This is a genomic window from Streptomyces sp. Ag109_G2-15 (assembly GCF_900215565.1).
Lineage (GTDB): Bacteria > Actinomycetota > Actinomycetes > Streptomycetales > Streptomycetaceae > Streptomyces > Streptomyces diastatochromogenes.
Map to the genome: position 1 here is coordinate 250891 of NZ_OCNI01000001.1, position 13316 is coordinate 264206.

At 70.3% G+C, this 13316-nt stretch carries 13 protein-coding genes; 12 read left to right on the plus strand and 1 reads right to left on the minus strand.

What is annotated here, in order from left to right:
* Positions 1-38: 38 nt before the first annotated feature.
* Positions 39-602 (plus strand): GNAT family N-acetyltransferase, encoded by a 564-nt coding sequence (locus CRP49_RS01035; protein WP_097251717.1) that lies wholly within the window; start codon positions 39-41, stop codon positions 600-602.
* On the opposite strand, the gene CRP49_RS01040 is transcribed toward CRP49_RS01035, so the two are convergent.
* Complete coding sequence (locus CRP49_RS01040; protein WP_097251718.1) at positions 518-3529, minus strand: NACHT domain-containing NTPase; 3012 nt, start codon at positions 3527-3529, stop codon at positions 518-520. The genes CRP49_RS01035 and CRP49_RS01040 overlap by 85 nt on opposite strands.
* Before the next feature lie 207 nt (positions 3530-3736).
* Here CRP49_RS01040 and CRP49_RS49025 point away from each other — a divergent pair, with 207 nt between their 5' ends.
* The 11 genes from CRP49_RS49025 to CRP49_RS01095 all read left to right on the plus strand — a co-directional run bounded on the left by CRP49_RS49025 (position 3737) and on the right by CRP49_RS01095 (position 13200).
* Entirely contained in the window at positions 3737-3820 is an 84-nt protein-coding gene (locus tag CRP49_RS49025; RefSeq protein ID WP_309486338.1) for a putative leader peptide, read from the plus strand.
* Between the two features lie 124 nt (positions 3821-3944).
* The gene (locus CRP49_RS01045) at positions 3945-5642 is read left to right on the plus strand and encodes a nitrite/sulfite reductase (RefSeq protein ID WP_097251719.1); all 1698 of its coding nucleotides are present in this window, start codon (positions 3945-3947) and stop codon (positions 5640-5642) included.
* Positions 5639-5821: a hypothetical protein gene (locus tag CRP49_RS47635; RefSeq protein WP_094219985.1), complete on the plus strand. Its 183-nt coding sequence runs from the start codon at positions 5639-5641 to the stop codon at positions 5819-5821. The genes CRP49_RS01045 and CRP49_RS47635 overlap by 4 nt, the downstream gene beginning before the upstream one ends.
* The gene (locus tag CRP49_RS01055; RefSeq protein WP_097251720.1) at positions 5818-6528 is read left to right on the plus strand and encodes a phosphoadenylyl-sulfate reductase; all 711 of its coding nucleotides are present in this window, start codon (positions 5818-5820) and stop codon (positions 6526-6528) included. Before CRP49_RS47635 ends, CRP49_RS01055 begins: the two co-directional genes overlap by 4 nt.
* The gene (gene cysC / locus CRP49_RS01060) at positions 6525-7151 is read left to right on the plus strand and encodes an adenylyl-sulfate kinase (protein ID WP_257033289.1); all 627 of its coding nucleotides are present in this window, start codon (positions 6525-6527) and stop codon (positions 7149-7151) included. The genes CRP49_RS01055 and cysC overlap by 4 nt, the downstream gene beginning before the upstream one ends.
* A complete protein-coding gene (gene cysD / locus CRP49_RS01065) occupies positions 7148-8083 on the plus strand; it encodes a sulfate adenylyltransferase subunit CysD (protein WP_097251721.1) in 936 nt (311 codons plus the stop codon). The genes cysC and cysD overlap by 4 nt, the downstream gene beginning before the upstream one ends.
* Before the next feature lie 2 nt (positions 8084-8085).
* Positions 8086-9420, plus strand: a complete 1335-nt coding sequence (locus CRP49_RS01070) for a sulfate adenylyltransferase subunit 1 (RefSeq protein WP_097251722.1) — start codon at positions 8086-8088, stop codon at positions 9418-9420.
* Positions 9421-9651: 231 nt separating this feature from the next.
* Positions 9652-10764 carry an aliphatic sulfonate ABC transporter substrate-binding protein gene (locus CRP49_RS01080; protein WP_097251723.1) on the plus strand — a complete coding sequence of 371 codons (1113 nt, stop codon included), beginning with the start codon at positions 9652-9654 and terminating at the stop codon, positions 10762-10764.
* A 35-nt stretch (positions 10765-10799) separates the two neighbouring features.
* On the plus strand, positions 10800-11579 hold the full coding sequence (locus tag CRP49_RS01085; protein ID WP_097251724.1) for an ABC transporter ATP-binding protein: 780 nt from the start codon (positions 10800-10802) through the stop codon (positions 11577-11579).
* Positions 11566-12444, plus strand: coding sequence for an ABC transporter permease (locus tag CRP49_RS01090; RefSeq protein ID WP_097251725.1), 879 nt, complete (start codon positions 11566-11568; stop codon positions 12442-12444). Before CRP49_RS01085 ends, CRP49_RS01090 begins: the two co-directional genes overlap by 14 nt.
* Positions 12445-12450: 6 nt before the next feature.
* The gene (locus CRP49_RS01095) at positions 12451-13200 is read left to right on the plus strand and encodes a sirohydrochlorin chelatase (RefSeq protein WP_097251726.1); all 750 of its coding nucleotides are present in this window, start codon (positions 12451-12453) and stop codon (positions 13198-13200) included.
* Positions 13201-13316 lie beyond the last annotated feature (116 nt).

A 13316-nucleotide genomic window follows, 5' to 3' on the forward strand; every position in this document is an offset into this window, starting at 1 on the left:
ATCGACAGACCGCGGGCCGGGATGATTCCCTGGCCCGCATGAGCAGCATCCCTGTCACCACCTGGTCCCTGGAACAGACCTCCCCGGCCGACCTCCTGCCGGCCGCCGCCCCCGAGGGCGACGTCCGCATCGTCCGCGCCGAGGTCCCCTCCCCGGAGTTCAGCCGCTTCCTCTACACCGCGGTCGGCGGCGACATCCGCTGGACCGACCGCCTCGGCTGGACCTACGCCCGGTGGCAGGAGCAGCTGGACCGTCCCGGTGCGGAGACCTGGGTGGCCTACGACCGCGGCACCCCCGCCGGATACGTCGAGCTGGACCCGCAGGACGACGGCGTGGTCGAGATCATCCTCTTCGGGCTGATCCCCGCCTTCCGCGGCCGCCGCATCGGGGGCCACCTGCTGTCGTACGGCGCCGCCCGCGCGTGGGATCTGGCCGAGCGGTGGCCTGAGCGGACGCCTACGAAGCGGGTGTGGCTGCACACGTGCAGCAAGGACGGGGAGTTCGCTATGGACAACTATCAGCGGCGGGGGTTCAGGCTGTTCGATACGAAGGTGGAGTTGGAGGCGGAGGTGGAAGCGCCGGGGCCTTGGCCGGGGGCGTAGGAGGTGGCCAGGGACTCGATGAGGCGCAGTAGTTCATGGCTGAGGTTGACCGTCACCCTGCGGTAGGCCGGGCGCATGCACAGGACCGTGACCAACAGCAGAAGGATGGCCACGGCCGCGACGGTCCAGTTGTCGAGCAGCGTCGAAAGGGCGAAGGCGGTGGAGAGAGGCACACTGAGTGTTGTCCACGTCAGCACCCCATACTTGACGCGCTTTTCCGGATCCTCCCCGGTCGCCAGGAGCGGGGCGCACACGGTCACGCCCCCCAGGAGCACCGCCAGGCCTACCGTCGGCGCGATCCAGTGCGGGGACACGTTCCACGGATGCCAGCCGAGCAGTGCGGCGACGGACCTGGCAATCGCTCCCAGTCCGGTGACCGCGTACAGGGCGAGCCCCCACAAGGCCAACTCGGTCCACTCCGGCTTCCTGCGGTCGGCCAGCTCGTCCTTGCTCCGCTCCCACATGGCCTTGGTGAGGTAGCCGGAGGTCAGCAGGGCATCCAGTGTCTGCCGGGCCTCCTGGGGCGGCATCCGGTCGATCAGCCACGCGCGCCAGTGAGGCAGTGCGTGGGCGCTCGTCATCTCGCGCACAACGGCTCCCTCAGCCCGCTGCCCTACCCGGACGTCCTCCACGGGGTCGGCCAGCAGCCCCGTCCACCGGTCGACCGGGCCTGCGATCCGGCCAGGTGCGTCGGCCTGCGTATCCACGAGGGCGAGCGGCACGAGAATCCGGGGGTCCGGCTGGACATCAGCGGGCAAGGTGGCAGTGGGGTCGGCGGCGATGGTGGTCAGGTAGTTCGCCAGCGTGCCGACGGCTCTTGTCATCTGCTCGTCGCCACGGCGTGCGAAGGGCTTCCACACCCACTCGAAGCGATCCCCGAGCCCCGTCAGGACTCGCGCACCGCGGAGCACATCTTCGAGCGCGCGGTCGCGCAGCAGGTCGGCAAGGTACGCGGCCACCACCCTGCTCTCTGACGTGCGAAGGATCGTCAGGCCCGTCCACAGCGCGAGCGTCGCCTTCTCCGTACGCACCCGCCAGAGCACCCGGGCCACCCACTCCGTCGCGCTCGTCCACCTCTCCTCCACGGCCGGCACCGCCAGATCCCCCATCGCCACCAGCGCCTGCTCCGCCCCCGGCAGCTCCGCTATCCCCTCCGCCAGGAAGCGGGCCGCCTTCAGCACGTTCGTCGCCGCCAGCGCCCGTACCGCCATGCGCGCCCGCGCTGGGTTCGTCGTGTCCCCAGCCGCCGCGCACAGCAACTCGAACACCTCGGCACCCCGTGCTCGCCGCTGTGCCGCGACGACCCCGAACGCCGCCACCACCGCCTCCTGCTCCAAGGAGGCCGACTCGTCTCCCAGCAGCGCATGGAAGTAGGCGATGATCTCGTCCGCCAGGCCATCGTCGATCAGCTGCGCGTCGGCCAGGCACTGGAAGGCCAGCAGGGGATCGACGGCAAGGACCTCGCGGACCAGCGGAGTGCAGTCGCGGGGTTCCGCTCCGCACCACAGCCGGACCACCTCGCGCCAGACGTGCGGGTCGGCGCGGTACCGGTCCAGCAGGACGTCGGCCTGGACGGCCTTCGCCGCCAGGTACTCCTGGAGGGTCAGGTGGGCGAACTGGTAGCGCTCGCCGTTGTCGATGGCCAGCAGGAGGCCGCTGCGGTCGACGATCTCCGACAGGATGTCGTCGGTCTCCTCCACCGGACGGCCGAGGCGTTCCAGGACGGCGCCGACCTCCCGCCGTACCTTCTCGTACGGCATCGCCAGGCGGTCGTACGCGTCCGACGGCACGCTCTGCGCGGCCAGCGCGAGCTGTTGCAGGACCGCGCGCTTCAGCGTCGCCGGGAAGCGCCGGACCCGCTCCAGGTCGCGGTCCCGCAGCAGGCTGACCGTGACCTCGTTGTAGAAGTCGGCGCGGTTGTGGGGCAGGACCTGGTCGGTGCCCGCGTACTCGTAGCTGTAGAGGTGGGCGATCATCGTCAGCAGCAGCGGATTGCGGGCCAGGGGCTTCAGCTGGGGCGTGTCCCGCAGGGCGCCCAGCAGCTGCTCGACCGTGTCCGGCGCCAGGTTCGGCGGCCAGGGCCAGCCGTGCAGGAAGCGCTGGATGAGGCGGTCGTCGAACTCCTCCACCAGGAGGACCGGGACGGCCTCCTGCGCGAACTCGCCCCGGTACACCGCCACCCGGCAGGTCACCACCGCACGGCAGCGGTCGTACACCTTCATGAAGCGTCTGATCGCGGCGGCGACCCGCGGCCGCTGGGTCGTGGGGACCTCGTCCAGGCCGTCGAAGTACACCGCCAGGCGGCCTTCGTCGAGGGCCCGCTCCACCCAGGTGCCGGCGTTCGGGAAGTCGTGGTCGGCGAAGTGGTTGACGATGTGCGCGGTGATGTCGCCCGCGTCCAGGTCGACGGAGTGGAGCGAGAGCAGCACCGGGATGTCGGTCGGTGTGCCCAGGTCGACCCGGTGTCTGCGCCGGGGGTCGTACCAGGTGCGGCGCGCGGGCAGGTCGGGGCGGTAGCGCTCGCGGGCCCAGGCCAGCACCGTGTGCCGCAGGAGCATCGTCTTGCCCGCGCCGGGTACGCCGAGCACCACCGCCTGGCGGGACTCGTGCAGCGAGGCCGTGGCCTCCCGCTGTTCGGCACCGAAGCCGGTGGCGGTGCGCAGCGGGACGTATACGGACGCCATGTCCATGGCCCGGTTCCTGGCCGGCTGGAAGGAGACGGAGAAGCTCCGGTGCCGTTCGTGCGTCTTGATCGTGTAGCGGCGTAACGCCGTGCGGCGGAGCAGCGCGCTGCCGGCCAGGCGGCGGTAGAGTGCGGCCCCGGCCTTGTCCACCAGTCGTTTGAACCAGTCCTTGAGCTTGAGGACCAGAACCCCCAGGACGAAGGCGCCCACCGCCGGCAGCCACTGCCGCACCTGGTCCCCCACGGCCCGTCCCCCGTTCGCCGTCCCAGTCCCTGGATCGGCAGGATAGGGGCGGAGTTGTCCGGGTGTCCCAGGTTCGGACACAGCTTGCGGGACGCTTCTGACGCTACGTACGAGACGCACGTCACAGCGTCCCGCCATTCGAGACAGCCATGTCCAGTATGCGGATAACAGTGGACTGCCCAGAGATCCCCGTGACACGCTTCCGTCATGTCTGGAACTGGAATTGCCTTGGTGAGTCGGCGGCACGTCGACCTCGGCCGCATGTCCAGCGCCATCTGTCCGGCGAGCTGACCGCCCCAGCACCGCCGACCTCCCCGTACCTGATCCCTGCTGCGCAAGGACGCGCACGCATGCCCGCGTGCGCGCGTATGCGCAGGTCAGAGCCGCTTACCGCCTGTCCGAAGGACGTAGAACCATGGCCGCCACCCCGCAGAACCCCGCCGCGTCCGCGCCCCGCCGCAAGGTGAGTCGTCACCGCGGTGAGGGTCAGTGGGCCGCGGGGCACTTCACCCCGCTCAACGGCAACGAGCAGTTCAAGAAGGACGACGACGGTCTCAATGTGCGGACACGCATTGAGACGATCTACTCCAAGCGCGGCTTCGACTCCATCGACCCCAACGACCTGCGCGGGCGGATGCGCTGGTGGGGGCTGTACACCCAGCGTCGGCCCGGGATCGACGGCGGCAAGACCGCGATCCTGGAGCCGGAGGAACTGGACGACGAGTACTTCATGCTGCGGGTGCGGATCGACGGCGGGCGGCTGTCGACGCAGCAGCTGCGGGTGATCGGCGAGATCTCGCAGGAGTTCGCGCGCGGCACCGCGGACATCACCGACCGGCAGAACGTGCAGTTCCACTGGATCCGCATCGAGGACGTCCCGGAGATCTGGGAGCGCCTCGAGGCCGTCGGGCTGTCCACCACCGAGGCCTGCGGTGACACGCCCCGCGTGATCCTCGGCTCCCCGGTCGCCGGCATCGCCGCGGACGAGATCATCGACGGCACCCCGGCCGTCGAGGAGATCCACCGCCGGATCGTCGGCAACCCGGCCTTCTCGAACCTGCCCCGCAAGTTCAAGTCCGCGGTCTCCGGCTCGCCGCTGCTGGACGTGGCGCACGAGATCAACGACATCGCGTTCGTCGGCGTGGTCCACCCCGAGCACGGCCCCGGCTTCGACCTGTGGGTCGGCGGCGGCCTGTCCACCAACCCGAAGATCGGTGTGCGGCTCGGCGCCTGGGTGCCGCTGGACGAGGTCCCGGACGTCTACGAGGGCGTCATCTCGATCTTCCGCGACTACGGCTACCGGCGCCTGCGCACCCGTGCCCGGCTGAAGTTCCTGGTCGCCGACTGGGGTGCGGAGAAGTTCCGGCAGGTGCTGGAGGACGAGTACCTGAAGCGCGAGCTGGTCGACGGTCCGGCGCCCGCGCAGCCCGTGGAGCGCTGGCGCGACCACGTCGGTGTGCACCGGCAGCAGGACGGGCGGTTCTACGTCGGGTTCGCGCCGCGCGTCGGCCGGGTCGACGGCACCCTGCTGGCCAAGATCGCCGACCTCGCCGAGGCGCACGGCTCGGGCCGGGTCCGTACCACCGTCGAGCAGAAGATGATCGTGCTGGACGTCGAGGAGGCGCAGGTCGAGTCCCTGGTGGCCGGTCTCGAGGCCCTGGACCTGAGCGTCAGCCCGTCGCCGTTCCGGCGCGGCACGATGGCCTGCACCGGCATCGAGTTCTGCAAGCTCGCCATCGTGGAGACGAAGGCGCGCGGCATCTCGCTGATCGACGAACTCGAGCGCCGCCTCCCGGAGTTCGACGAACCGCTGACGATCAACATCAACGGCTGCCCGAACGCCTGCGCCCGTATCCAGGTGGCGGACATCGGTCTCAAGGGCCAGCTGGTCGTCGACGACAAGGGCGAGCAGGTCGAGGGCTTCCAGGTGCACCTCGGTGGCGCGCTGGGCCTGGAGGCGGGCTTCGGCCGCAAGGTCCGCGGTCTGAAGGTCACCTCGGAGGAACTGCCCGACTACGTGGAGCGCGTCCTGAAGCGCTACCAGGCGGAGCGCGAGGACGGCGAGCGGTTCGCCACCTGGGCCGCGCGCGCTTCCGAAGAGGCCCTGTCATGAGCGAGCGGGCCGCACCTTTCTACTGCCCCTACTGCGGTGACGAGGACCTGCGTCCGAGCGAGCAGGGCCATGGCGCCTGGGAATGCGGGTCGTGCAACCGCGCATTCCAGCTGAAGTTCCTCGGGCTGCTCGCCCGGGGTCTTCAGCGAGCCGACAACGGAGGGGATGACCGGATATGACGACGGCTCAGGAACAGCGTACGACCGAGGAGTTGAAGCAGCTCGCCGAGCAGGCGGGCCGGGACCTGGAGGACGCCTCCGCCCTGGAGATCCTCCAGTGGGCGGTGGACACCTTCGGCAAGCGGTTCTGCGTCACCTCCTCCATGGAGGACGCGGTGGTCGCCCATCTGGCCTCCCGCGTGCTGAAGGGCGTGGACGTCGTCTTCCTCGACACCGGCTACCACTTCCCGGAGACCATCGGCACCCGGGACGCCGTCGAGGCCGTGATGGACGTCAACGTCATCACCCTCACGCCGAAGCAGACGGTCGCCGAGCAGGACGCCCAGTACGGCCCGAAGCTGCACGACCGCGATCCTGACCTGTGCTGCGCGTTGCGCAAGGTCCAGCCGCTGGAAGAGGGGCTGAAGGGCTACCAGGCGTGGGCGACCGGCCTGCGCCGCGACGAGTCCCCGACCCGGGCGAACACCCCGGTGGTCGGCTGGGACGAGAAGCGGCAGAAGGTCAAGATCTCCCCGATCGCCCGCTGGACCCAGGACGACGTGGACGCCTACGTCACCGAGCACGGCGTCCTGACCAACCCGTTGCTGATGGACGGCTACGCCTCCGTCGGCTGCGCCCCGTGCACCCGCAGGGTCCTGGAGGGCGAGGACGCGCGTGCCGGCCGCTGGGCGGGCCGGGCCAAGACCGAGTGCGGGCTGCACGGATGACGGCGCCCACAGCTACCCACACCTCGCCCACAGATCCGGCTGTTACCGCTGTTACCGAAGCGACCACTGCGACCCAGGAGAACCACGTGACCACCGGAGCCACCGTCTGGCTCACGGGTCTGCCGAGCGCCGGCAAGACCACCATCGCGTACGAGCTGGCCGGCCGGCTGCGTGCCGAGGGCCACCGTGTCGAGGTGCTCGACGGCGACGAGATCCGCGAGTTCATCTCGGCGGGCCTCGGCTTCAGCCGCGAGGACCGGCACACCAACGTGCAGCGCATCGGCTTCGTCGCCGAGCTGCTGGCCCGTAACGGCGTCAAGGCGCTCGTCCCGGTGATCGCGCCGTACGCGGACAGCCGCGAGGCGGTGCGGGGGCGGCACGCGCAGAACGGGACGTCGTACCTGGAGATCCATGTGGCGACCCCGGTCGAAGTGTGCTCGGTGCGGGACGTGAAGGGGCTGTACGCCAAGCAGGCCGCGGGCGAACTGTCGGGGCTGACGGGGGTCGACGACCCCTACGAGGAGCCCGAGACGCCCGATCTGCGGATCGAGTCGCAGCACCAGACCGTGCAGGAGTCCGCGGCCGCGGTCCACGCGCTGCTCACCGAAAGGGGACTGGCATGACGACCGTCGCCACGGTCGAGGAGGGTACGGCCAACCCGTACGCCCTCTCCCACCTGGACGCCCTCGAGTCCGAGGCGGTGCACATCTTCCGCGAGGTGGCGGGCGAGTTCGAGAACCCGGTGATCCTTTTCTCCGGCGGCAAGGACTCCATCGTCATGCTGCACCTCGCGCTGAAGGCGTTCGCCCCGGCCGCGATCCCCTTCTCGCTGCTCCATGTGGACACGGGACACAACTTCCCCGAGGTGCTGGAGTACCGGGACCGTGTGGTCGCCGCACATGGGCTGCGCCTCCATGTGGCCTCCGTACAGGACTACATCGACCGCGGTGTGCTGAAGGAACGTGCCGACGGCACCCGTAACCCGCTGCAGACGCTCCCGCTGACGGAGAAGATCCAGAGCGAGAAGTTCGACGCGGTCTTCGGCGGCGGCCGGCGCGACGAGGAGAAGGCCCGGGCCAAGGAGCGCGTCTTCTCGCTGCGGGACGAGTTCTCCCAGTGGGACCCGCGCCGGCAGCGGCCCGAGCTGTGGAACCTGTACAACGGCCGGCACGCCCCGGGCGAGCACGTGCGGGTGTTCCCGCTCAGCAACTGGACCGAGCTGGACGTCTGGCAGTACATCGCCCGCGAGGGCATCGAGCTGCCGGAGATCTACTTCGCGCACGAGCGCGAGGTGTTCCAGCGGGCCGGCATGTGGCTGACGGCCGGCGAGTGGGGCGGCCCGAAGGAGTCCGAGACCGTCGAGAAGCGCCTGGTCCGCTACCGGACCGTCGGTGACATGTCCTGCACGGGCGCCGTCGACTCCGACGCGACCACGCTGGACGCCGTCATCGCCGAGATCGCCGCCTCCCGGCTCACCGAGCGCGGCGCCACCCGCGCCGACGACAAGCTCTCCGAGGCCGCGATGGAAGACCGTAAGCGCGAGGGGTACTTCTAAGCATGAGCACGACCACGACCGAGGCGCTCTCGGCCACCACCCTGCTGCGGTTCGCCACCGCCGGCTCCGTCGACGACGGCAAGTCCACGCTCGTCGGACGGCTGCTGCACGACTCCAAGTCGGTCCTCGTCGACCAGCTGGAGGCCGTGGAGCGCGCCTCGGCCAGCCGCGGCCAGGACGCCCCCGACCTCGCGCTGCTCACCGACGGCCTGCGCGCCGAGCGCGAGCAGGGCATCACCATCGACGTGGCGTACCGCTACTTCGCGACGCCCCGCCGCCGGTTCATCCTCGCCGACACCCCGGGCCATGTGCAGTACACCCGCAACATGGTCACCGGCGCCTCGACGGCCGAGCTGACGGTGGTCCTGGTCGACGCCCGCAACGGCGTGGTCGAGCAGACCCGCCGGCACGCGGCGATCGCCGCGCTGCTGCGCGTGCCGCACGTGGTCCTCGCGGTCAACAAGATGGACCTGGTCGAGTACCAGGAGTCCGTGTTCGCCGCGATCGCCGAGGAGTTCACGGCGTACGCGACCGAGCTGGGCGTCCCCGAGGTCACCGCGATCCCGATCTCGGCGCTCGCCGGCGACAACGTGGTGGAGCCGTCCGCCAACATGGACTGGTACGGCGGCCCGACCGTCCTGGAGCACCTGGAGACCGTCCCGGTCAGCCACGACCTGGCGCACTGCCACGCCCGGCTGCCCGTGCAGTACGTGATCCGTCCGCAGACCGCCGAGCACCCGGACTACCGGGGCTACGCGGGCCAGATCGCGGCGGGTACCTTCCGGGTCGGCGACCCGGTCACGGTCCTGCCCTCCGGTCGTACGACGACGATCTCCGGCATCGACCTGCTCGGCGAGCCGGTCGACGTGGCCTGGACGACGCAGTCGGTGACCGTCCTGCTGGCGGACGACATCGACGTGTCGCGCGGCGACCTGATCGTGCCGACCAAGGACGCGCCGGCCACCACGCAGGACGTGGAGGCCACCGTCTGCCACGTCGCCGACCAGCCGCTGACCGTCGGCCACCGGGTGCTGCTCAAGCACGGCACCCGCACGGTCAAGGCGATCGTCAAGGACATCCCGTCCCGTCTCACACTCGACGACCTGTCCCTGCACCCGCACCCGGGACAGCTCGTCGCCAACGACATCGGCCGCGTGAAGATCCGCACCGCGGAGCCGCTGCCGGTGGACTCGTACGCCGACTCGCGGCGCACGGGCTCGTTCATCCTGATCGACCCGAACGACGGCACCACGCTCACCGCGGGCATGGTCGGCGAGTCGTTCGCCTCCCCGGAGCCGGTCAAGGACGAGGCCGAGAACGACGGGTGGGACTTCTGACATGAACCCGTACGACTTCTACTCCACGTTCGCGAAGGAGGGCGGCCGCGTCGGCAGCGGCGACCTCGGCAGCGGGCAGGGCGGAGTGGCGCGATGTGTGCGTTGACGTACGCGCACTGCCTGCGCGCCCTCACCCCCCGCCCGACGTCCCGGAAGCGACGAAGACCTGCCGATCTCCCGGCCACGACCTGAAAGACCGTGACCGCCGGGCCAACGAGAGGAACACCTCCCGTGCCTGCCAACCGCTCGACTTTCCTTCGCCGCGGCATAGCCGTGGTCGCCGCACTTCCCCTGCTCTCGCTCGCCGCTTGCGGCTACGGGTCCGACTCCAAGGCCGACAACGCCAAGGAGAAGGTCGTCGCCGGGTCGTCGAAGATCGACGGCCTCGACTCCGTCAAGATCGGCTACTTCGGCAACCTGACCCACGGCACCGCCCTCGTCGCCCGTCAGCAGGGCTACTTCCAGAAGCAGCTGGGCGCCACCAAGGCCGCGTACCAGATCTTCAACGCCGGTCCCTCGGAGATCGAGGCCCTCAACTCGAAGTCGATCGACATCGGTTGGATCGGCCCGTCCCCGGCGATCAACGGCTACACCAAGGCCAACGGCACCAACCTGCGCATCATCGGCGGTTCGGCCTCCGGCGGCGTGAAGCTCGTCGTCAACCCGAAGAAGATCAAGTCCCTGAAGGACGTCAAGGGCAAGAAGATCGCGACCCCGCAGCTCGGCAACACCCAGGACGTGGCGTTCCTCAACTGGATCGCCGACCAGGGCTGGAAGGTCGACGCGAACACCGGCAAGGGCGATGTGTCGGTGGTCCGCACCGACAACAAGATCACCCCGGACGCCTACGCGTCCGGTGCCATCGACGGCGCCTGGGTGCCGGAGCCGACCGCGTCCAAGCTGGTCGCGGAGGGCGGCAAGGTACTGCTCGACGAGGCGTCGCTGTGGCCGGACAAGAAGTTCGTGATCACGAACATCATCGTGCGGCAGGACTTCCTCAAGCAGCACCCGAAGGCCGTCGAAGCCGTGCTGAAGGCCTCGGTCGAGGCCAACAAGTGGATCAACGCCAACCCGGACCAGGCGAAGGCGGCCGCGAACAAGCAGCTGGAGGCGGACTCCGGCAAGGCGCTTCCGGCGAAGGTCCTGGACCCGGCGTGGCAGTCCATCCAGTTCACCGATGACCCGCTGGCCTCCACCCTCAACACCGAGGCGGAGCACGCGGTCAAGGCCGGTCTGCTGGAGAAGCCCAGCCTGAAGGGCATCTACGACCTCACGCTCCTCAACAAGGTCCTCAAGGCCGGCGGCGCAAGCACGGTCGACGACGCCGGTCTCGGCGCCAGCTGATCCCCGACCCGATGAGTTCCCAGGAGGTGACGACCATGGCCACGACCCTCGCCAAGGCCGCCGAGACCGTGGAGTACGCGGCCCGCCTTGAGCATGTATCGAAGTCCTTCGCGGGACCGGGCGGGCAGCAGCTCGTCCTGGACGACATCAGCCTCGATGTCGCGCCCGGCGAGTTCGTCACCCTCCTGGGGGCCTCGGGCTGCGGCAAGTCCACCCTGCTGAACCTGGTGGCGGGACTGGACCGGCCGACCGTCGGTTCGATCGCCACGGACGGCCGCCCGGCCCTGATGTTCCAGGAGCACGCCCTCTTCCCGTGGCTGACCGCGGGCAAGAACATCGAACTCGCCCTCAGGTTCAGGGGAGTTCCGAAGAACGAGCGCCGCGACAAGGCCGAGGAGCTGCTCGAACTCGTCCGGCTGAAGGGCGCGTACGGCAAGCGCGTCCACGAGCTGTCGGGCGGGATGCGGCAGCGCGTGGCGCTGGCCCGGGCGCTGGGCCAGGAGAGCAACCTGCTGCTGATGGACGAGCCGTTCGCGGCGCTGGACGCCATCACGCGTGACGTGCTGCACGACGAGCTGACGCGGATCTGGGCGGAGACCGGCCTGTCCGTCCTCTTCGTCACGCACAACGTGCGCGAGGCCGTACGGCTCGCGCAGCGGGTGATCCTGCTGTCGTCCCGGCCCGGGCGGATCGCGCGCGAGTGGGCGGTGGACATCCCGCAGCCGCGGCGCATCGAGGACGCGCCCGTGGCCGAACTGTCCCTTGAGATCACTGATGTACTGCGTGGGGAGATCCGCCGTCATGGCCAGCACTGAGACGACGCCGGCTCAGGACGCCGGAAGTGTCGAGGCCGGCCTCGACGCGCTGGAGACCACGGCCACCGGCCGTACGCCGTTCGCGCAGACCTTCAAGAACAAGATCCTGCCGCCCGTCATCGCCATCGCCGTGGTGCTGGTGGCCTGGACCCTGCTCTACCCGGTCGTCGACAACCCGTCGAAGCTGCCCTCCCCCAACGACGTATGGGCCGAGGTCGAGGACCAGTGGCTCAAGGGGACCCTGCTCGACTACATCTGGGGCAGCGTCTCCCGCGGTCTGCTCGGCTTCCTGCTCGCGCTGGCCATCGGTACGCCGCTGGGTCTGCTGGTGGCGCGGGTGAGGTTCGTGCGCGCGGCGTTCGGCCCGATCCTCTCCGGTCTGCAGTCGCTGCCCTCGGTCGCCTGGGTCGCGCCCGCGGTGATCTGGCTGGGGCTGGACAACTCGGTGATGTTCACGGTGATCCTGCTCGGCGCCGTTCCCTCGATCGCCAACGGCCTGGTGTCGGGCGTCGACCAGGTGCCCCCGCTGTTCCTGCGCGCGGGCCGCACGCTGGGCGCCACGGGCCTGCGCGGCACCTGGCACATCGTGATGCCGGCGGCGCTGCCCGGCTATGTGGCCGGTCTGAAGCAGGGGTGGGCGTTCTCGTGGCGTTCGCTGATGGCCGCCGAGATCATCGCCCAGTCGCCGGACATGGGGATGGGGCTGGGCCAGCTGCTGGAGGTGGGCCGTACGAACAGCAGCATGGCAACGGTCTTCCTCGCCATCCTGCTCATCCTGTTCGTCGGCATCGCCATCGACCTGCTGATCTTCAGCCCGCTGGAGCGGTGGGTGCTGCGCAGCCGCGGCCTGCTGGTGAAGAGCTGAGGTCGCATGCGCAGCAAGCCGGTTCGTCCCGTCCTCGTAGTGATCGCCCACGGCAGCCGCGACCCGCGGCACGCGGCGACCGTGCACGCGCTCGTCCGGCGTGTGCGGTCGCTGCGGCCGGGGCTGCGCGTGGAGACCGGCTTCCTGGACTTCACCATCCCCTCCGTGCACGGGGTGCTGGAGTCCCTGGCGGCGGAGGGCGTGCGTGACGTCGTGGCGCTGCCGCTGCTGCTGACCCGTGCCTTCCACGCGAAGGCCGACATCCCCGCCGTCCTGCGGGACGCGCCGCCCCAGCTCCGCATCCGCCAGGCGGACGTGCTCGGCCCGTCCCCGCTCCTGCTGGCGGCGTTGGAACGGCGGCTGTACGAGGCGGGGCTGACGCCCGCCGACAAGTCCTCGACCGGGGTCGTGCTGGCCTCGGCGGGGTCCAGTGACCCGGAGGCGATCGCGGTGATCGCAGACATCGCGCGGGAGTGGTGGCACACCGGTTGGTGCGCCGTGCGGCCCGCGTTCGCCTCCGCATCCCTCCCCCGCACCGAGGACGCGGTACGGGAGTTGCGCGCCCTCGGCTGCGAGCGGGTGGCGGTCGCGCCGTACGTGCTGGCCCCCGGTTTCCTGCCGGACCGCATCGCGCGCGGCGCGGCCGAGGCGGACGTCCTGGCGGACGTGCTGGGCCCGGCGCCGGAGGTGGCACGGGTGCTGCTGGAGCGGTACGACGAGGCGCGCCTGCCGGTGCCGGCGGCGCTCGGCGCCTGACGGCCGCGTCGCGCCCCCGGCTGGGGCCCGTGGGTCGAGCCCGGTCAGACCGTGCCGCTCAGGCCGGGCCTGGAACCGGACCTCGGTGACCGGGTCCGGGCGGTGATGCACGCCCG